This window comes from uncultured Rikenella sp., assembly GCF_910579375.1.
Lineage (GTDB): Bacteria > Bacteroidota > Bacteroidia > Bacteroidales > Rikenellaceae > Rikenella.
On sequence record NZ_CAJTUJ010000007.1, the window covers coordinates 14,566 to 31,813 of the forward strand.

Genomic DNA, 17,248 nt, shown 5'->3' on the forward strand with positions numbered 1-17,248 from the left:
GTCTGAATCAATTTGTCCAAAAACTGAACGAATAATGAAAATCGGCACCAAAAGTCTCTTGTTCGGGGCGCACTGCCTATTCATTCACCCCCTGTTGGTGGCCGCGGCATGGTGGCGGCTCTATGGGTTCCCAAGTGATCCGCGCTTGTGGTTGGCATTCATTGTACACGACTGGGGATACTGGGGAAAGCCCAACATGGACGGTCCGGAGGGTGAAACACACGTTGAGGCCGGCGCGCGGATCATGGCCCGCTTATTCGGTCCGGAATGGGGAGAGTTTACCCGTTACCACTCCCGGCATTATGCCCGCAAAGACGGTGTTGCGCCGTCGCGGCTTTGTTATGCCGACAAACTGTCGCTATGCTTTGAATGGGATTGGTGCTATCTGTTGCGCGTGTGCCTGACCGGTGAAATCCGGGAATACCGGGCGCACGCAGAGCGAGGCGGAAAGTACGCGAAAGATTCGTACCTGAGCGGCGCAAGTACCAGCCGCCGGAAATGGTTGCGAACGGTCAAACGGTTTATGCTGCGGTATGTGGCTGCCAATTACTAACCCTATCCCACTGAGCAGCTATGCAAGAGCCGACACCGAACGAACTGGCACAACAGATTACCCGCCGGGCCAATGCCCTCGGAATTTCCATCGCCAGCCTTTGCCGCCAAGCGGGCGTTTCGCGCCGCTGGTTTGAATTTCTTAAGAAACGCACCCCTAAGGCCGTCGAAGCCTACATCAAGATCGAACAGCAGCTGACGGCCATGGAACAGGAGCAAACAGCAGGTCAAAAAGCTAATCAATGAAGATCGAATTTACCCAAGAGAAACGGGGCGAAATCGAACGCATCCAGCATGAGTTTCGCAACAGATTGTCTCAGAATGAAATTCTCCGGTTGACGTCGCAAGCCATTAACAGAGTCTTGTCAAGGTCCATATCTCGGATTACCAAGAACATTAAGGACGAATACAACATTACTCAAAAATACCTGGCCCGTACGGCTAAAGTATCGCCCTGGTCCAATCGCGGCAAGCTATGGGGTGCCATCTCGATTAACGAGAATCGGTTGCCGGTCATTGCATTCAAACCCAAACAGTCGAAATCGTCTATTTCTGTCGCTTTTCATAAAGGGCAAACGAAATATATCCGCAATGCGTTCATTGCCACTGTTCCGGCGGGTAAGAAAGGAGAAGAGACCAGCGAACACACTGGAGTGTTCAGTCGAGGAAAATACATCAAACGAAAGGGTTTCTACTACTATACGAAAGCGGAGCGGCGTAAGGGCGGGATCGGTCGTACAAAGAACGACAAAGTGAGGATTACCCAGCGTATGGGACCATCTGTTTTCTCAATGAGTGTGAATAAAAAGATTGCACAGGATGTTCAACAGTTTATGGGGAACGAAGTAACCGCCCGAGTGCGCGGGATATTGACCGCTCGGGTCGCTAAAATCGCCGCGCAAAATCGTTGAGTGGCGAATTTTTGTAGGTTCTTTCCGGCGATCCGCATCGGGGGTAGTCGGCACCGCGGTTTTCGGTTAGTTAGCGGGAAAAATTATCATAGGAAGCAGAAAGCGTTCGGAGGATGAAAAAGAGAGCACCCAAGGGATGGGTTAAAATATCGGATTTCGAGGAGCTGACCGGCATAAGTTCAAAGACCATCGCTGCGGCCATCAAACGCGGACATATCCCGGAACAGGTTGCCGCCCGTGTCGGAACCGCTGCGACATCCCCGTACTATCTCGACCCGCACGAGGCGGCCAAAACGTGGTACTGCTCCATGAATGCCGCGCATCCGACATCCCGTAAAATCCGCCTCACTTTGGCGGGGTACATCAAAACTTTCGACAGTGCTTTTATTACCCCCGAACAGAAACACGTCGAAAATCCGGCGATAACCTTGACCTATGAAGACGCTCAGCTACAAGAGAAGATCGCCAAGGCGCGTTTGGCCGAACTGGAGTTGGCGGAAAAAGAAGGATCGCTTGTTGAGAAAGCAACCATAGATGCCGAACTATTCGCCGCGGCACAAGAGATACGAAACGCCCTGCTGGTCATCCCGGATCGGATCATCGACCAAGTGATTGCGGAAGCTGCGAACCGCAATAAAGCGCATGGCATCATCTACAACGCCATTGCGGACGAGCTGGAGAAGCTGGCCGACATCGGCGCACGACTGGAGAAATGAGTGATTACACGAGCATAGGCAGATTTTTTCAGGGACTACGTCCGGTTCCGCGCATCTCGGTTGCGGAATGGGCCGACCGGTACCGATACCTGTCCCCCATGTCGTCGGCAGAGCCGGGGCGGTATCGTACCGACCGGACTCCGTACCTACGGCGAATCATGGAGTGTCTGAGCATTCACGAGCCGTACAAGAAGGTGGTTTTCATGAAGGGGGCACAAGTCGGGGCAACCGAAAGCGGAACAAATTTCATCGGCTACGTCATGCACATATCGCCGGCCCCAGCTATGTTCGTTCAACCCACGGAAGAGATGGTCAAACGGTTATCCAAAGGCCGTATCGATCCCCTTATCGAAATGTGCCCGGAGGTAAAAGCCCGCGTGGCGGTGAACAAGAGTAGGGACAGCAACAACACCATCATGCAAAAGAGTTTCGACGGCGGGGTTTTGCTGTTCGCCGGCGCAAACAGTGCCGCCGGGCTACGGTCCGTACCGATTCGTTTCCTAATCTTGGACGAAGTCGATGCGTATCCGCAGGATTTGGATGGCGAAGGGTCGCCGATCGAACTGGCCATCGCCCGTACCCGCACGTTCCCGAACAAGAAAATCTATATCGTCAGCACTCCGACCATTAGCGGGCTGTCTGTCATCGAAAGCGAGTTCCTGGAAACGGATCAAAACTACTACCATGTCCCGTGTCCGTATTGCGGCGGGATGCAACCGCTGACTTTCTCGCAGTTGAAGTGGGACGAGGGTCGTCCGGAAACGGCCCGTTATGAGTGTGTCCATTGCGGCGCGCGGATCGAGGAGCGGCACAAGGTCGAAATGTTCGCGCACGGCGAGTGGGTGGCCAGCAAACCCGAAAAATCCAATCCGGATACGATCGGGTTCCACCTCAATTCCCTGTATTCTCCGTTCGGGTGGCAGTCGTGGGGCGAAATCGCCGCCGACTTCGTCAAGGCGAAAGACAATCAATCCCGGCTGAAAGTGTTTGTCAACACGACCCTGGGCGAAACGTGGGCAGAGCGGGGCGAGGCACCGCCGTTCAAGAATTTGTACAACCGGCGGGAAAGCTACCGGACGAACAGCGTTCCGGACGACGTTTGTTTCATCACGGCCGGGGTGGACGTCCAGCGCGACCGGCTGGAGCTGGAGATCGTGGGATGGTGTGCCGACAAACGTTCCTACTCCATCGACTACCGCGTGATCGATGGCGACACGGCGGGTAAAAAAGTATGGGACGAGTTGGCCGAAGTGGTGGGCGAACGGTGGGAACGTCGGGACGGTGCGGAACTGCCGCTGCAACTGATGGCCATCGATAGCGGATACAACACGACGCACGTTTATACTTTTTGCCGTCGGTTCTCCGGTTCGCGTGTCATTCCGACCAAGGGACAGGACGGGCAGAAGATGGCGGTCATGCCGCCCAAATCCGTCGATGTGACCAAAGCCGGAAAGCGGGTCGGAAAAACGAAGCTCTGGAACATCGGGGTGTCGCTCCTCAAAGGCGAATTGTATTCGGATTTACGGCTCGAAAAAGACAGCGACGGGAATCCGCCGCCAGGTTACTGCCATTTCCCGGAGTACGACGAACACTATTTCCGCGGACTGACCGCCGAAGAACAGGTCGTCAAGATCGTGCGCGGCTATCGCCACACCGTATGGGTCAAGAAATACGAGCGTAACGAGCCGCTGGACTGCCGGATATACGCGCGTGCCGCGGCAACGATTCTCGGTCTGGACCGTTTGTCGCCCGAAAAGCTGGCCACCCTGGGCGGATTAGCCGCCAAGTCGGAACCGAACAAATCAACCAAACCCAAAGGCGAACGAAAACGACGCCGAAGCAGCTTTTGGGATAGATAGCCTGACAAAATGACCGATGAGATGGGTTGGTACGGATTTTGTAAAAGGGGGCTGCACCAGTGGTTCCGGAACAGCTGCTGAAAAACAATCTATTATTAATTAAAAAATTAAACTATGAGTAAATTAAACAAATTGAAAGTACAAAATGCAATCGGCACAAGTCCGTTATCCCCTCGTGGTTTTTCCTCTTGGTTGGAATACTGGGAAAACTTCAAGGGACAACTCTCTGCAAAATATTATTATTGTCCTGCATGCGGTAATCTCACACACAAAAGCAAGTTCGTCGGTGCTCATGTAACGATAGGGGGACTTCCTTTCGGACAAATGTATATTGTGCCGCTTTGCAACAGTTGCAATCACAGGACTGGTGTGTTTTCTGTCAATGCAGACCTTTTGGTACCTTCTAACCTCTAACGCATAGAGGTATGTATGTTAGCTCTGTCGGAACTGCCAATTCCGGCAGAGCTTCTTTATCACAAATCAAAGACCATGCCAATGTAATGATTTCCTAAAAATCCGTTTCTGAAAAAATGTAGATATGGCCCCGCCCCAAAGCGGGGCTTTTTTATTGGTTGGGATAGATAAATCTTTCCACATTTTTCTGTTTTTTGGAAAGTTCTTTCCACGTTTTCGCAAGTTGATTGTTAGATACTTGCGAGGTCTTTACATTAGCGTCAAATCATGCGCTGATGGCATTCACGGTCGAACAATACGAAACACTCAAAAGGGCCATAGTGAGCGGCGTCCAATCCGTCACGTACGGAGACAAAACCGTGAACTATCGCTCTATTGCCGACATGAAAGAAGCCTTGCGGATCATGGAGGCGGAATTGTTCCCGGAACGCACGCCCCACCGCCGGCGGTTTGCGGTGGTCGATCGCGGTTATTTCCCGAAAAAATGAAAGTCTTTGGGTTGGACATAAAACGGAGTCGGCCCAAGCGACGAGCGTATGAGGCCGCCGATAAAAGCCGCCGGGGCAAATCGTTCCGGATGGCCGGCTCGACCGGAGTCAATCGCGAAATTGCGGGGGCGTTGGTTACGCTGCGGGACCGGTCGCGGCACTTGGTGCGCAACAACGGATGGGCCAAACGCGCCATCGAAGTCATTGCCCGCCACACTATCGGCGAAGGTATCCAGCCCGCACCTATTGGCGACCTGGAGCAAATCCGACACATCAAGGATATATGGCACGACTGGGCGGAAAGCACGGCTTGCGACTGGTACGGAAAGATGAATTTCTACGGGTTGCAGGAACTGGCCATGCGAACCATTGCCGAAGGAGGCGATGTCCTGATCGTGCGCAAGTGGGTGATGCCGGACGAAGATTGCACCGTTCCTATCAAGCTCCAGATTTTGGAGGGCGACCAGCTGGACCACACCCGGGACGGTATTAACGACCAAGGGATTGTGCGCCTTGGCGTGCAATACAACCAAGAGGGGCAGGTACTCGGATATTGGATTTACGATTACCACCCCGGCGATGGCGTGTTTTTCGGAACTCGGTGCGAAAGCCAATATGTAGACAAGTCGGATGTAGTACACGCTTTTGAGGTCCTTAGGCCGGGCCAATGCCGGGGCATTCCGTTCGGGGTGGCCGCGTTCATGAAAACGGGGGATTTCAGCGATTACGAAGACGCCCAGCTGGTCAAGCAGAAGATCGCCGCCTGTTTCGCCGCGTTCGTGCTGGGGTCGGAAGATACGGACACCGAGCCTTACGAGGCTTTGGAACCGGGGATTATCGAGCACCTGAGCGACGTCGAGAAGGTCGAATTTGCCAACCCTCCGGCTGTCGGCGATTACGACCCCTATTCCAGCCGCATATTACAGGGGATTGCCGCCGCGTACGGTATCACGTATGAGATGCTGACAATGGACTACAGCCGGGTCAATTTCACCTCCGGTCGGATGGCCAAGATCGATGTAACCGCCAACTTCCGAAGCTGGCAATACAACATGATCGTACCGCAGTTGTGCGCGCCGGTTTGGAACTGGTTTTTGAAAGCCTGCCTAATCGCAGGCAAGATTACGAGACCTATTCGTGCCGATTGGACGGCCCCGCGCGTACAGCAGCTGGACCCGACCAAAGAGACGGACGCGCAAGTCAAACGGATCAAATCCGGGTTGGCCACGATTAGCGAGGTGATCCGCGAAATGGGGCGCGAACCGGACGAGTTTTTCAAAGAGTACCAGCAGGATGTCCAACGACTGCGGGAAATGGACATTACCGTCGATAGTCTGAATGTATTTGTAGATAATCCACCACAAAATGGCTAAACAGAAAAGAGCAGCATCCACCCAGTATGGCCGGGCACTCGTTCAACCGGCGTCGCTCGATACGGAGGCGCGGGAAGTCGACGTCGTATTTGCCACCGAAACCCCCGTGCCGCGGTTCGGGTGGGAGGAAGACTACGACGAAGTGTTGGTTTGCGAGGCCGGGGCGATCCGGATGGAGCGCGCCAACCGTGGACTGCCGGTGATGGACTGTCATAATACCTGGTCTGTGTTCGCGCAACTCGGTCGAACGGTGAAAGTGTGGATCAACGAGAAGCGGGAATTGTGCGCCCGTATCAAATTCTCACAGCGGGGGCAGGTGGCCGAACTGTTCCAGGACATCACGGACGGGATCGTAAAAGATATTTCGGTCGGTTACAACGTGTTCAAGTTCGAGCGCGTCGAACAGCCGGGCGGTAAGAATCCCATCTATCGGGCGATCGACTGGATGCCGACCGAGCTATCCTTTGCCCCGGTGCAAGCCGACATCAAAAGTGAAATCCGAGGAGGTCAGCGGACGCATACGGTCGAAATTATTTCCAACAAACAACAAACAACAAACCACTATGAGTAAACGGGCAAAAAAACGCGGGCAAACGACCCAGTATGTCGTTACCGACGAACCGGTCAAAGCGGGCGATATTATCACCGTGGAAGGCGTGGATGGAGTCGCTCTGTCCGACGGTGAGATTGGGGACGAAATCACCCTGTCTATCATCGAGCAACCGACCCCCGACAACGAGGGAGAGGAAGGCCGCGATGCGGGTACCGAAGAGGAGGAAATCGAAAACGACGAAGAGGAAAGAGAGGAAGAGGGAGACGACGAAAACGACAGAGACGAAGATAACCAGGACGATGAAGAACAGCGTAAAGGTTCGCGCCGTCGGATGTCGGCCATCACACGCGCAACCCGTGCCGCCGGATTGCCGGATTCGTATGCCATCGAGCTGTTCCACAGCAAGAAGACGATCGACCAGTGCAGGGCGGCAGTGATCGAAAAACTCGCTAAGCGGAATCCCCGATCGAACGGGATAAACGGAACCGGCGTCGGACTGGAAGCCGGAACGAAAAAACGCGCCGCGGTGCAGAACGCTTTGTTGCACCGAATCTACCCGGCAAAATTCTCCCTCGATGCGGGAGCCCGTGAATTTCGCGGGATGACACTCGTCGAACTGGGGAAAGAGCTGCTGTCCGGTCAGGGAATCAACACCCGCGGCATGGACAAGATGGCCGTGGCGGATATGATTTTCAAACGATCTCACAGTACCGGAGATTTCCCGTTGCTGCTCGAAGGGGTCATCGACAAGATGTTGCGCGAACAGTACGAGTTCGCCCCGGAATACTGGGACAAGATCGCCCGGCGGACCAGCGTGGCCGATTTCCGGGAAAAAGGGCTGTACATGGTCGGCGGAGCCAACGGGATGAAAAAGGTGGCCGAAGGCGGCGAAATCAAATACACCACACTGAAGGAAAGCAAATCGACCATCCGGGTGGAAAGTTACGCCGAAGGGATCATGTTTACCCGGCAGGCCTTTATCAACGACGACTTGTCGGCATTCGCCATTGTTCCGTCGAGCTTCGTGCGTGATTGGGAGATTTTGCGGGGCAATATGGTGTGGGGGCTGATCGTCGATAATGCCAAGATGTCGGACGGCAAGGCGATGTTCAGTGCCGATCACGGGAACTTGCTTACCGGAACTGACAGCGCATTAAGCGAAGATAGCCTGGCCGCGGCAAAAGTGTTGTTGTCGAAACAAAAAGACCTGGCCGGAAAAACGATTCGGGTATTGCCGAAGTACCTGATCGTACCGCCGGAGTTGGAAATCACGGCCAAGAAGTTAGTGACGGCGACGACCCCGGCCAAAGTATCGGACGTCAATGTGTTTGCCAACGAGTTCGACATCATTGTCGAACCGCGATTGACAGACCCGAAGGGCTGGTATCTGGCGGCCGATCCGAATGCAGTCGATACGCTGTACTACGCTTACCTGGAGGGTAACGAAGCCTTGCGGGTCAATAGCGAAGAGGACTTCAATACCGACACCATGAAATATGCCGTTCGCGGCGATTTCGGCGCGTCGGCTATCGACTACCGCGGGATGGTCAAGTCAGCCGGCAAGTAGGCCCGGCCATCATGGACGAAACGAGCGGGGGCAACTGTTCCCCGCTCCATTTCACAACCTAACAACGAAAGAACATGAAAAATCTGACTGAAGAGGGTAAAACCATCGACTATACCCTGACGGAAGAGGCCGTCGCGAGCGGCGAGATCGTGGTTGTCGGCGACATGGCCGGCGTGGCCGTTACAGGTGGACAAACCGGCGATACGATCGCTTTGGCCGTCGAGGGCGTGTACGAGTTGCCGAAAGGCTCCGGCGCGCTGGCGCAAGGCAAAAAAGCGTATGTGAATGTCGCCGAAGACAAGAGTAAGACGGTCGTCGGGACCGCCTCCGGGAATACGTTCATCGGCTACGTATGGGCCGCAGCGGCTGCCGGCGACTCGACCGTTGCGGTAAAACTGAGCATCTGACATGAGCGATTTTGACGAGCTGGCCGAACAGACGTTCTCGCAGATTTCCAACCTTCTCGGTGAGGAGGCTGTTTGGCCGGCGTCAAAATCCAAAAAGATACCGGGGCGGGTACTGTTCAAGAATCCCACCGAGCCGGTACAGGTCGGCGACACCGAACGGTATGAATACCGGCCCAGCACGGCGACGGCGGAATATTACACCGGGACGTTCGACGGATTACGACAGATCGTCGATGCCGGCGGGGAAGCACATTTGATCATCCGCGGCGTAAAATATTCGGTGCAAAGCATCGAGACGAAGTTCGACGGCAATACGCTCGTAGCCCATCTGGAGCCCGTAGATGAACCGTAGCTATGACTTACGAACAATACGAAGATGCGATTGTCGGTCTGTTGGCCATGCCGGGCGTTTCCGTTACGGTCCTGCCGCACGAAGCGGCATTGGTCGAGATGCGTGCGACGGCCCGCCCGCAGCTGTATGTCATTATCAACGGCAGCAATCTCGGCGAACCCGAAAGTATGGGGATGACCGCCCAGCGGGAGACCCTGCAATGCGAAATTTTCATCCGGGCGAAAGCTCGTCGGGGACGGCTTGGAATATTCGACCTGTATGGAAAGATAAGCGAACGGCTGTTGGGACGCAAGTTGCCGGATGCCGTTACGCCGATCGCATTCAGTCAGTTCGGGTACGTGGCCGGAATACAGAACAACTGGCAATACGCCCTGACCTTTTCGTTCGACACTTATCGGGTCGAAGCCGACTCGGACGAGACGGAAGCGGTCGGACGGATCAAACGAATAACGATTCAAACCAACGAACCATGAGATCATACGAAGTACTTACGCCAGTCTTGGTATTCGGCCTCCACGGCGAAAACGGCACCCAGGATTACACGCTGAAACGGGGCGACGTCGTCGAGTTGCCGGAAGAACATGTCGCCGTGCGGGCCATGTTGGCCCGCAAACAAATCCGAGAGGTTGAAGCCGCCAGGTCGCACAAATCAAAGAAATAACAACCGCATAAAAATTCACGACATGAGTAGTTTTCTGCATGGTATCGAACATGTAAACCTTGCCGCCGACTATACACCGGTCAACGATGTGGTTACGGCTGTAATCGGGCTGGTCGGAACTGCGGATAAAGGCGCGACGAACGAACTGATTTTGTGTACCTCCGAAAAGGACGATGCACAATTCGGTACCGCCGGCACCATTCCGGAAGCCTTGGCCGCGATCCGCAAACAGGACAGTTCCAAAGGCAGTGCCTTGGTGCTGGTGGTGAAAGTGAAATCCGCCACCGAAGAGATCGCCCCGGCCGATGTGATCGGCGCGGTGGACGAGGTCGGCAACCGCACCGGGTTGAAACTGTTTGAAACAGCCTTTTCCAAGTTCGGGTTCGAGCCGATGATCTACATCGCGCCGCGGTATTCGGCTCTTAGCGCGGTGGCCTCGGAACTGGTCGCGATTGCGGACAAAACCGAAGCGGTTGCCTACATCGATACGCCGGATGGTTATACCTTCTCCAAAGCCCTCGAATCCCGCGCCACCAGCGGCGAATTTGCCCGTCTTGGCGAGGGGGCCAAGCTGCTCTTTCCGCACTTTCTCGTGGCCAATCCGAGCTATAATCCCGACGCCGAAGAACCGGCAGCCAAGTATCTGAACGTGCCGATGTCGGCCTATGCGGCCGGTCTGCGGGCTAAGGTGGACTTGGAGGAGGGTTGGCATGTCTCGTCCTCCAACCACCCAATCGCAGGGGTCGAGGGGACGGATGTGGCACTGACTTTCGCCCTGGGCGACACGACGTGCGAAGCTAACCTACTCAATGCCGCCGGAATCACCACCGCCGTCAATCTGTTCGGAAACGGCATTGTCGAGTGGGGGAACTATACGGCCGGTTATCCGGGGAAAACCGATACGGAGGCTTTCGAGTGCGTACGCCGCACGCGGGCCATTATGAAGCGCGCGATCGAACAGGCGTGTATCCCGTACATCGACAAACCGTTTATTCAGGCGAACGTCGATGCGATCCGAAACACGGTCAATCAATATCTGAACGGACTGGTGGCGCAAGGTAAAATCGTCGCCGGGCAATGTTACTATCGGGCCGAAAGCAATCCGGCCAGCGAATTGGCATTGGGACACTTGACGTTCGACATCGAGTTCACGCCGGCCCTGCCGATGCAACAGCTGACTTTCCGGTACAAAATCGACCTGTCAAACCTTTCAACCATTGCATAACCATGAAAGTCAACAAAGTATTTGACGCGAATGTCTATCTGAACAACGCCAGCAAACACGGCCTGGCGTCGGAAATCACGTGCCCCAATATTGCCGCCGTGCTGGCCGAGTACAAAGCGTTGGGGATGGTCGGATCGGCCGAGTTTTTCAACGGGTTCGACAAGATGGAGGCCTCGATCAAATGGACCTACCCGGACAACGAAGCGAAAAAGGCGTGTGCCAATTTCCTGAAACCGGTGGACATTATGGTCCGGTCCAGCAAGGCCCAGTACGACACGGGCGGCATCACGGCCGAAACGCCTATTGTCATCTACATGAAGGGGTATCCGAAGCAACATCCGGGCGGAAGCTACAAAAAGGGGGAGGATACCGAGGTCGAAAGTACGTTCCACGTCCTCTACTACAAAGAGGAGGTCGATGGCGAAACCATCGTCGAGCTGGATGTGATGAATAATATTTACAAGGTGGACGGCGAAGATCTGCTTGCCGAACGCCGTCAAAATTTGGGGATTTAAACATGGAAGCACTGAACAGAAAACCGGACATGTCGGTCCGGAAGACGATGAATTTGCCCGACGGCACCCGGATCGACGTCGTCGGGATACCGGCCCGTAAAATGATGGCGATTGCCAACGACAAGAAGATGTCGGACATGGAACGGGGGATTCACATCACGGCGGCAAAAATTTTGGTGAACGGCGCGACGGTCGTCTATGACGACTTGTTGGACGGTTTCACGGACGAGGAGGTGGAACAGATTGTCCAATTTGCCAACGACGTCAACGAAAAAAACGGGGAATAGCCCGCGCCGACGTCGTCTTTCTGGCGCACTTCACCGGGAGCGGGCTGAATGACATTTTGGATCTGGATACGGATGATTTTTTCGATTATCTGGACGAAGCGATAGAGTTATACCGGCAAGAGACCGATAACCCCCGCCGGGTAGTGCTGGCGGGGATCGAAAAGTAGATAACTATGGCTGATAATGCACTGCGATTAGCGTTCATCTTGTCCGCAACGGACAAGATGAGCCGTGTTATCGACGCGGCGGTAAAGAAATCCACGGACAAACTGTCGGCTTTCGAGCGGAACGCGTCAAAAGTTGGTCGCGGCATGGTGAAAGGCGGCGCCCTGATTATGGGTGCCGGGGCCGCAGTCGGCGGAGCGGTCTTCAGCGCGGGCAAGTCGATCGCCGACTATGCCGGATCGGTCAAAGATGCTTCCGACTCGACGGGGGTAAACACCGAAGCGTGGCAAAAGATGACCTATGCCGCGAAAATATCGGGTATCGAGCAGGAGAAGTTAATGACTTCGATAGTCAAGTTCGACAAGGTGTTGACCGACGCCGCCGGAGGATCGAAAACAGCCGGGCAGATATTCAAAGATTTAGGGATTAGCATCAAGGATGCGAGCGGCAAGATGCGCGCGCCCGAAGCGGTATTTGAAGATGTGGCCGAGCTGCTTGCTAATGTGGAGGACGGCGCGACCAAAACGGCGGCTGCTTGCGCCTTTTTCGGCAAATCCGGTGCGGAACTGTTGCCTATGCTGAACGAGGGCCGGAATGGTTTGCAAGGGCTGTATAGAACCGCAGAAGAGACCGGAAACGTGTTGGCGAACGAGACATTAACCGCCGCCGATGAGTTCGGAAAGTCGTTGGACGCCGTGAAATTACAGGCCCAAGGGGTCATGTTGCAGTTGGGTTCGGCATTGATTCCCGTGCTTTCCGAGATGAAAGACTGGGTGAGTGGTGTTATCGGCAAGGTCGGTGATTGGCTCAAAGCCAATCCGGAATTGGCATCGACCATTGGCAAAGTAGCTGCACGAGGTAGCGCGTTACTGCTCGGGTTGGGGGCGTTGTCCACGGTTATCGGGGGTGTTGCCTTTGGTATCGGGAAATTCGTTTCCGCCTGGAGGGGGCTGAAGACTGCACTCGATTTAGGCCGCAAGGCGGTTTCGTTTTTCAATAAAACACTGCTGACCTCGCCGATCTTTTGGATTATTGTGGGGGTAGTGGCCTTAGCCTTCGTTGTTTATAAGCTCATCAAAAACTGGGATAAGGTTTCGGCCTTTTTCAAACGGCTCTGGGACGGCATTAAGAAGATATTCGGGGCTGTGTGGGAATGGATCAAGAATATGTTCCTGAACTACACCCCGGTCGGGCTGGTCATCAAACACTGGGACAAGATCAAAGGGTGGTTTGCCGGACTTTGGGACGGCGTGAAGAACGTTTTTCGGGCCACGTGGGAGTGGGTCAAGAAAATGTTCTTGAACTACACCCCGGCTGGGCTGGTCATCAAACATTGGGACAAGATTAAAGCCTGGTTCTCGAAGCTATGGGAAGGAGTCAAAAATGTCTTCCGGTCTGTGTGGGATTGGATCAAGAAGATGTTTTTGAACTATACCCCGCAAGGGTTGGTCATAAAACACTGGGACTCGATCAAAGGGTGGTTTTCCGGGCTATGGGAAGGGGTTAAGGGGGTGTTTGTCGGCGCATGGGACGGAATCAAAGGGTTTTTCGCCGAACTGAATCCGGTAGAGTGGCTTTCCGACATGTGGAACGGTATTTCGGAGTTCTTTTCCGGTCTTTGGCAACGCTTCCACCAAGGGGGCCGACAGATTATCCAAGGGCTGATCGACGGGATCACCGGGATGGCCACAAAAGCAATCGACGGAATCAAGAACATCGGTCGGAAGATCGCCAACGGCTTCAAGTCGTTTTTCGGCATCCATTCGCCCTCCAAGCTGTTCACCGAATACGGGGCCAATATTACAGCCGGTCTGACTGTCGGCATCGACGGCGGAACCGGAAAGGTGGAACGCTCGGCATCTCGGATGGCCGAGCGCGCCAACCGCGGATTCAGCCGGAATATCGACGAGGGGGGGAGCCGGATCGGCCAGGTGAACCGAGCATTGGCCTCCGAAAATCGAGCAGCCACGGTGCCGGTATCACAGATTGCCAACACCGTCGGCGGTACTTCGATCACTTATGCCCCACAAATCACCGTTGAGGCCGGTGCCGCGGGAACTGTCGAACCGGATTTCCGCAAATTACTGAAAGAACACGAGCGGGATATACTGGAAATGATCGACCGCGCCGCGGCAAACCGCGCCCGGCTTTCATTCGCATAGAGAAAGGCATGTTAGCGCAGCTTGGTAACCACATATTCGAAGGGTTGAAATCGCCCGGATCGTGGTCGGAAAACGGCGGCGTCCGCTATGGACGTATTGCGTTGGTAAACGGGAAAGACGCTCTGCAATTCACCGGCGAAGAGTTGGGCGAAATCCGGCTTTCGTTGCTCTTCTCGGTCGACTTCTGCGATCCGGTCGCCGAAGTCGAGGCCTTGCGGCAGTCGATGGTGTCGGCTGAGGTCCTGCCCTTCATCATGGGCGACGGTACGGTGGTCGGAAAGTATGTCATAACCTCTGTAGACTTAACCCCGCAACGGTATTCGCCGACTGGGGTACTGGAGGTGGCGAGCGTTTCGGTCGATTTGCTGGAACATACCGGGGGCGACGCTCCGGCGGCAAAAGGCATGGCGGTCAAGCCGGATCGTTCGGCAGCCCGGATAACGCCCCCGCCACCACCGGTGCAACCTCCGGCCACACCGGTTCCTACCGCCGCAGACAGCATTGCGGCGGACATAAGCAAAGGTCGGGCCGCGGTAAATCGAATGAAAGAGACGGTGCGAAAGGTCAAGCAAGGTACGACGAAATTCAAACGCGGGGTCCGGGATGTCCGCCGCCTGGCCGACGAGGTGAAACATGTGTATCAAACGGCCAAAACGAAGGTCGAGAACACGAAAAAGATCATTCAACGTGCCCAGCAACTGCCGACCTCGCTGGAAGGGGCGATCCAGTATGCCGAGAATTTGGCCAAGCTGGACAACGTTGCTGACATGTCGGTCTTGGAGATGAATGTCGATACGCTGGCCGCATCGGCTGAAAAAGTGGGTATTTCGGCCACGTCGATCGTGGCCTTTTCGGCGACCAAGGAGGGCGGGAATTGATGGAAAGTTTCAACTATACGACTGTTGAGGGGGACCGTATCGACCGGTTGGCCGTCAAGTTTTACGGCACAAACGCAGGAATAGCGATCCTTGCCGATGCCAACCCGGCTGTGCCGCTCGATGCTGTTTTCCCGATGGGGACGGTGTTGGTGGTTCCCATCGTGGAAAATATGGACATAGAAACGAACGATAATTTGCCGCCGTGGAAACAATCGGTAAAATAGCTGTTGAAATTACGATTGCCGGGAAGAACATCACCGGTGACGTAAGTCCTTACCTCGCCAAGATCACGTACACAGACCGGGTGGAGGATGAGAGCGACGACATTTCGCTGACATTTGAAGACACGGCGGCCCGGTGGCAAAAAGCGTGGTATCCGCAGCAGGGCGACAGCCTGGAGGTCCGGTTGGGGGTTGCGGGAAATACGTTGGATTGCGGCCTGTTCGAGATCGACCAAATCGAGTTTGAATTTCCGCCCGATGCGCTCCATGTAAAAGCACTCGGGGCGGCGATCTCGAAAAGCCTGCGGACCAAAAATAGCAAGGCTTTTGAAAAGCAGTCGTTGAAAAAGATCGCTCAGTACTTCGCCGACAAACACGGTTTGAAATTGACCGGAAACATGGGCGATCTGGCCAAGATTCAGATCGAGCGTAAGACCCAGGACCGAGAGACGGATATTTCGTTCCTGGCAAAGCTGGCCAAGGAATACGGGCTAATATTCTCGGTGCGCGGGCAGCAGCTGGTGTTTATGACGGTCGACGAGTTGGAGAAGAAACCGGCGGTTATGACGATTGGCAAAGATCGAATGAGCAAAGCCCGGTTTCAGGACAAAACGTCGCAGGTCTACGCGGCGGCTACGGTGGCCACGCGCGACGTGCGGTCCAACACGGTCAAGAAGTGGCAGATTAAACCGTCCGGCGATCCGGCCAAAAAAGATACGTTGATTGTCGGCGGGCGGGTCGAAAACGACGGGCAAGCCCAGGCAAAAGCAAAAGGGGCCTTGAAAGCGAAAAACAAAGACAAGACGACCGGAACGATCACCCTGCCGGGAGATTGTCGGCTGGTTGCCGGTGTGAATGTCGAGTTGACGGGCGTGGGGGAATTTTCGGGGAAATGGCACATCGCTCAAAGCACCCACACCGTAGATCCGGCCAGTGGATACACAACGGACATTTCGGTCAGAAAAATAGTTCAATCGTAGGATGTTGAGACTTGGGATCATTTCGGAGTTAGGCGAGGGCGAGAACCTGGGGTTTGCGCGGGTGTCGTTCGACGACAGCGAAATCGTGTCGGGGTGGCTGTCGCTGCCGTCGTCCAACAGCCGGACGGTCAAACAGTGGATACCGGTCGAGGTCAATTCGCAGGTGGCCTGCCTGATGGACGACTTTTGCGAGCAAGGTTGCATTGTGGCCGTTCTGTGGAGCGCAACGGACACCCCGCCCGATTGGGCGACGCCCGACACGCTGGGCATCCGCTTCGGCGACGGGACCGAAATATACTACGATGCCGAATCGCACGCCCTGACGGTCAATGCCCCGGATGCCGAATTGAATTTCCGGTGCAAGAAATTGACCGTTGAGGGCGATGTGGCGATAACCGGCGATACGGAAATAAAAGGAGACACAGAGATAAAGGGCGATACGGAAATAAAGGGCGATACCAGTATTGCCGGAAATACCTCCGTTGACGGCGATGTGTCGGCCAGCGGAGAGGTAACCGCCGGTCCGTTGAAACTGGCTTTGACCACCCACAAGCACACGACCCCGGCAGGACCTTCCGGGCCACCCATACCCTAACCGAAAGATGACAGGAACAACCGGCGACACCCGCAACTGGCAAGTCTGCATAAGCGATCCGACGGCCCGAGTCGAAGGGGCGGAGGATATTGCCCAGTGCATTTATATCATCCTGAATACCATTCCGGGCAGTGATCCGCTGCGGCCTGCATTCGGCAGCGGTATTTATCGCTATATCGACGCTCCGACGAACAAGGTAGAGCCTCGGTTGGTCTACGAAGCGATTACCGCCATCGAACGGTGGGAACCGCGCGTCACCGTGACCCGTTGCCGATTGGTCGGGAATGGTCCGGCAGGGCGAAGCTTGCAGATCGAGGCGACGGCCATTGCTTCGGCGGCACAAATGACGATTAGCGTAAAAATTTAA

23 protein-coding genes are annotated in these 17,248 nt (G+C 55.0%); all 23 read left to right on the top strand.

Annotated features, from left to right (window positions below):
• The first annotated feature begins 34 nt into the window (after positions 1–34).
• The 23 genes from QZ302_RS01590 (at position 35) to QZ302_RS01700 (ending at position 17,248) form a co-directional block, all read left to right on the top strand.
• On the top strand, positions 35–553 hold the full coding sequence (locus QZ302_RS01590) for a hypothetical protein (RefSeq protein WP_294591719.1): 519 nt from the start codon (positions 35–37) through the stop codon (positions 551–553).
• Between the two features lie 20 nt (positions 554–573).
• The gene (locus tag QZ302_RS01595) at positions 574–798 is read left to right on the top strand and encodes a hypothetical protein (protein ID WP_294591721.1); all 225 of its coding nucleotides are present in this window, start codon (positions 574–576) and stop codon (positions 796–798) included.
• Positions 795–1,463, top strand: coding sequence for a phage tail protein (locus tag QZ302_RS01600; protein WP_294591723.1), 669 nt, complete (start codon positions 795–797; stop codon positions 1,461–1,463). The genes QZ302_RS01595 and QZ302_RS01600 overlap by 4 nt, the downstream gene beginning before the upstream one ends.
• A gap of 113 nt (positions 1,464–1,576) precedes the next feature.
• Positions 1,577–2,179 (top strand): hypothetical protein, encoded by a 603-nt coding sequence (locus tag QZ302_RS01605; RefSeq protein ID WP_294591725.1) that lies wholly within the window; start codon positions 1,577–1,579, stop codon positions 2,177–2,179.
• The gene (locus QZ302_RS01610; protein WP_294591727.1) at positions 2,176–4,038 is read left to right on the top strand and encodes a phage terminase large subunit family protein; all 1,863 of its coding nucleotides are present in this window, start codon (positions 2,176–2,178) and stop codon (positions 4,036–4,038) included. Before QZ302_RS01605 ends, QZ302_RS01610 begins: the two co-directional genes overlap by 4 nt.
• Positions 4,039–4,152: 114 nt before the next feature.
• Positions 4,153–4,452, top strand: coding sequence for a hypothetical protein (locus QZ302_RS01615; protein WP_294591729.1), 300 nt, complete (start codon positions 4,153–4,155; stop codon positions 4,450–4,452).
• A 359-nt stretch (positions 4,453–4,811) separates the two neighbouring features.
• The gene (locus tag QZ302_RS01620; RefSeq protein WP_294591731.1) at positions 4,812–4,940 is read left to right on the top strand and encodes a hypothetical protein; all 129 of its coding nucleotides are present in this window, start codon (positions 4,812–4,814) and stop codon (positions 4,938–4,940) included.
• Positions 4,937–6,313 (top strand): phage portal protein, encoded by a 1,377-nt coding sequence (locus QZ302_RS01625; protein WP_294591733.1) that lies wholly within the window; start codon positions 4,937–4,939, stop codon positions 6,311–6,313. The genes QZ302_RS01620 and QZ302_RS01625 overlap by 4 nt, the downstream gene beginning before the upstream one ends.
• Positions 6,306–6,884 carry a hypothetical protein gene (locus QZ302_RS01630; RefSeq protein WP_294591736.1) on the top strand — a complete coding sequence of 193 codons (579 nt, stop codon included), beginning with the start codon at positions 6,306–6,308 and terminating at the stop codon, positions 6,882–6,884. Before QZ302_RS01625 ends, QZ302_RS01630 begins: the two co-directional genes overlap by 8 nt.
• Positions 6,877–8,433: a Mu-like prophage major head subunit gpT family protein gene (locus QZ302_RS01635; RefSeq protein ID WP_294591738.1), complete on the top strand. Its 1,557-nt coding sequence runs from the start codon at positions 6,877–6,879 to the stop codon at positions 8,431–8,433. The genes QZ302_RS01630 and QZ302_RS01635 overlap by 8 nt, the downstream gene beginning before the upstream one ends.
• Before the next feature lie 74 nt (positions 8,434–8,507).
• Complete coding sequence (locus QZ302_RS01640) at positions 8,508–8,840, top strand: capsid cement protein (RefSeq protein WP_294591740.1); 333 nt, start codon at positions 8,508–8,510, stop codon at positions 8,838–8,840.
• Position 8,841: 1 nt separating this feature from the next.
• Complete coding sequence (locus QZ302_RS01645; protein WP_294591742.1) at positions 8,842–9,192, top strand: hypothetical protein; 351 nt, start codon at positions 8,842–8,844, stop codon at positions 9,190–9,192.
• A 2-nt stretch (positions 9,193–9,194) separates the two neighbouring features.
• Positions 9,195–9,665 carry a Gp37 family protein gene (locus QZ302_RS01650; RefSeq protein WP_294591744.1) on the top strand — a complete coding sequence of 157 codons (471 nt, stop codon included), beginning with the start codon at positions 9,195–9,197 and terminating at the stop codon, positions 9,663–9,665.
• Entirely contained in the window at positions 9,662–9,853 is a 192-nt protein-coding gene (locus QZ302_RS01655; RefSeq protein ID WP_294591746.1) for a hypothetical protein, read from the top strand. Before QZ302_RS01650 ends, QZ302_RS01655 begins: the two co-directional genes overlap by 4 nt.
• A gap of 22 nt (positions 9,854–9,875) precedes the next feature.
• A complete protein-coding gene (locus QZ302_RS01660) occupies positions 9,876–11,078 on the top strand; it encodes a phage tail sheath subtilisin-like domain-containing protein (RefSeq protein ID WP_294591748.1) in 1,203 nt (400 codons plus the stop codon).
• A gap of 2 nt (positions 11,079–11,080) precedes the next feature.
• A complete protein-coding gene (locus QZ302_RS01665; RefSeq protein ID WP_294591751.1) occupies positions 11,081–11,593 on the top strand; it encodes a phage major tail tube protein in 513 nt (170 codons plus the stop codon).
• A 2-nt stretch (positions 11,594–11,595) separates the two neighbouring features.
• Positions 11,596–11,880: a hypothetical protein gene (locus tag QZ302_RS01670; RefSeq protein ID WP_294591753.1), complete on the top strand. Its 285-nt coding sequence runs from the start codon at positions 11,596–11,598 to the stop codon at positions 11,878–11,880.
• A gap of 173 nt (positions 11,881–12,053) precedes the next feature.
• Positions 12,054–14,207 (top strand): phage tail tape measure protein, encoded by a 2,154-nt coding sequence (locus tag QZ302_RS01675; protein WP_294591755.1) that lies wholly within the window; start codon positions 12,054–12,056, stop codon positions 14,205–14,207.
• 8 nt (positions 14,208–14,215) lie between these two features.
• Entirely contained in the window at positions 14,216–15,085 is an 870-nt protein-coding gene (locus QZ302_RS01680) for a phage tail protein (RefSeq protein ID WP_294591757.1), read from the top strand.
• The gene (locus QZ302_RS01685) at positions 15,085–15,309 is read left to right on the top strand and encodes a tail protein X (RefSeq protein WP_294591759.1); all 225 of its coding nucleotides are present in this window, start codon (positions 15,085–15,087) and stop codon (positions 15,307–15,309) included. Before QZ302_RS01680 ends, QZ302_RS01685 begins: the two co-directional genes overlap by 1 nt.
• Positions 15,288–16,286 carry a contractile injection system protein, VgrG/Pvc8 family gene (locus QZ302_RS01690; protein WP_294591761.1) on the top strand — a complete coding sequence of 333 codons (999 nt, stop codon included), beginning with the start codon at positions 15,288–15,290 and terminating at the stop codon, positions 16,284–16,286. Before QZ302_RS01685 ends, QZ302_RS01690 begins: the two co-directional genes overlap by 22 nt.
• A gap of 1 nt (position 16,287) precedes the next feature.
• Positions 16,288–16,881 carry a phage baseplate assembly protein V gene (locus tag QZ302_RS01695; protein ID WP_294591763.1) on the top strand — a complete coding sequence of 198 codons (594 nt, stop codon included), beginning with the start codon at positions 16,288–16,290 and terminating at the stop codon, positions 16,879–16,881.
• Positions 16,882–16,888: 7 nt separating this feature from the next.
• Entirely contained in the window at positions 16,889–17,248 is a 360-nt protein-coding gene (locus tag QZ302_RS01700; RefSeq protein WP_294591765.1) for a GPW/gp25 family protein, read from the top strand.

Bases quoted from the DNA above. Each gene is read 5' to 3' on its own strand.
- QZ302_RS01590 (WP_294591719.1), top strand. From the start codon at position 35: ATGAAAATCGGCACCAAAAGTCTCTTGTTCGGGGCGCACTGCCTATTC.
- QZ302_RS01595 (WP_294591721.1), top strand. From the start codon at position 574: ATGCAAGAGCCGACACCGAACGAACTGGCACAACAGATTACCCGCCGG.
- QZ302_RS01600 (WP_294591723.1), top strand. From the start codon at position 795: ATGAAGATCGAATTTACCCAAGAGAAACGGGGCGAAATCGAACGCATC.
- QZ302_RS01605 (WP_294591725.1), top strand. From the start codon at position 1,577: ATGAAAAAGAGAGCACCCAAGGGATGGGTTAAAATATCGGATTTCGAG.
- QZ302_RS01610 (WP_294591727.1), top strand. From the start codon at position 2,176: ATGAGTGATTACACGAGCATAGGCAGATTTTTTCAGGGACTACGTCCG.
- QZ302_RS01615 (WP_294591729.1), top strand. From the start codon at position 4,153: ATGAGTAAATTAAACAAATTGAAAGTACAAAATGCAATCGGCACAAGT.
- QZ302_RS01625 (WP_294591733.1), top strand. From the start codon at position 4,937: ATGAAAGTCTTTGGGTTGGACATAAAACGGAGTCGGCCCAAGCGACGA.
- QZ302_RS01630 (WP_294591736.1), top strand. From the start codon at position 6,306: ATGGCTAAACAGAAAAGAGCAGCATCCACCCAGTATGGCCGGGCACTC.
- QZ302_RS01635 (WP_294591738.1), top strand. From the start codon at position 6,877: ATGAGTAAACGGGCAAAAAAACGCGGGCAAACGACCCAGTATGTCGTT.
- QZ302_RS01640 (WP_294591740.1), top strand. From the start codon at position 8,508: ATGAAAAATCTGACTGAAGAGGGTAAAACCATCGACTATACCCTGACG.
- QZ302_RS01645 (WP_294591742.1), top strand. From the start codon at position 8,842: ATGAGCGATTTTGACGAGCTGGCCGAACAGACGTTCTCGCAGATTTCC.
- QZ302_RS01650 (WP_294591744.1), top strand. From the start codon at position 9,195: ATGACTTACGAACAATACGAAGATGCGATTGTCGGTCTGTTGGCCATG.
- QZ302_RS01655 (WP_294591746.1), top strand. From the start codon at position 9,662: ATGAGATCATACGAAGTACTTACGCCAGTCTTGGTATTCGGCCTCCAC.
- QZ302_RS01660 (WP_294591748.1), top strand. From the start codon at position 9,876: ATGAGTAGTTTTCTGCATGGTATCGAACATGTAAACCTTGCCGCCGAC.
- QZ302_RS01665 (WP_294591751.1), top strand. From the start codon at position 11,081: ATGAAAGTCAACAAAGTATTTGACGCGAATGTCTATCTGAACAACGCC.
- QZ302_RS01670 (WP_294591753.1), top strand. From the start codon at position 11,596: ATGGAAGCACTGAACAGAAAACCGGACATGTCGGTCCGGAAGACGATG.
- QZ302_RS01675 (WP_294591755.1), top strand. From the start codon at position 12,054: ATGGCTGATAATGCACTGCGATTAGCGTTCATCTTGTCCGCAACGGAC.
- QZ302_RS01680 (WP_294591757.1), top strand. From the start codon at position 14,216: ATGTTAGCGCAGCTTGGTAACCACATATTCGAAGGGTTGAAATCGCCC.
- QZ302_RS01685 (WP_294591759.1), top strand. From the start codon at position 15,085: ATGGAAAGTTTCAACTATACGACTGTTGAGGGGGACCGTATCGACCGG.
- QZ302_RS01695 (WP_294591763.1), top strand. From the start codon at position 16,288: ATGTTGAGACTTGGGATCATTTCGGAGTTAGGCGAGGGCGAGAACCTG.
- QZ302_RS01700 (WP_294591765.1), top strand. From the start codon at position 16,889: ATGACAGGAACAACCGGCGACACCCGCAACTGGCAAGTCTGCATAAGC.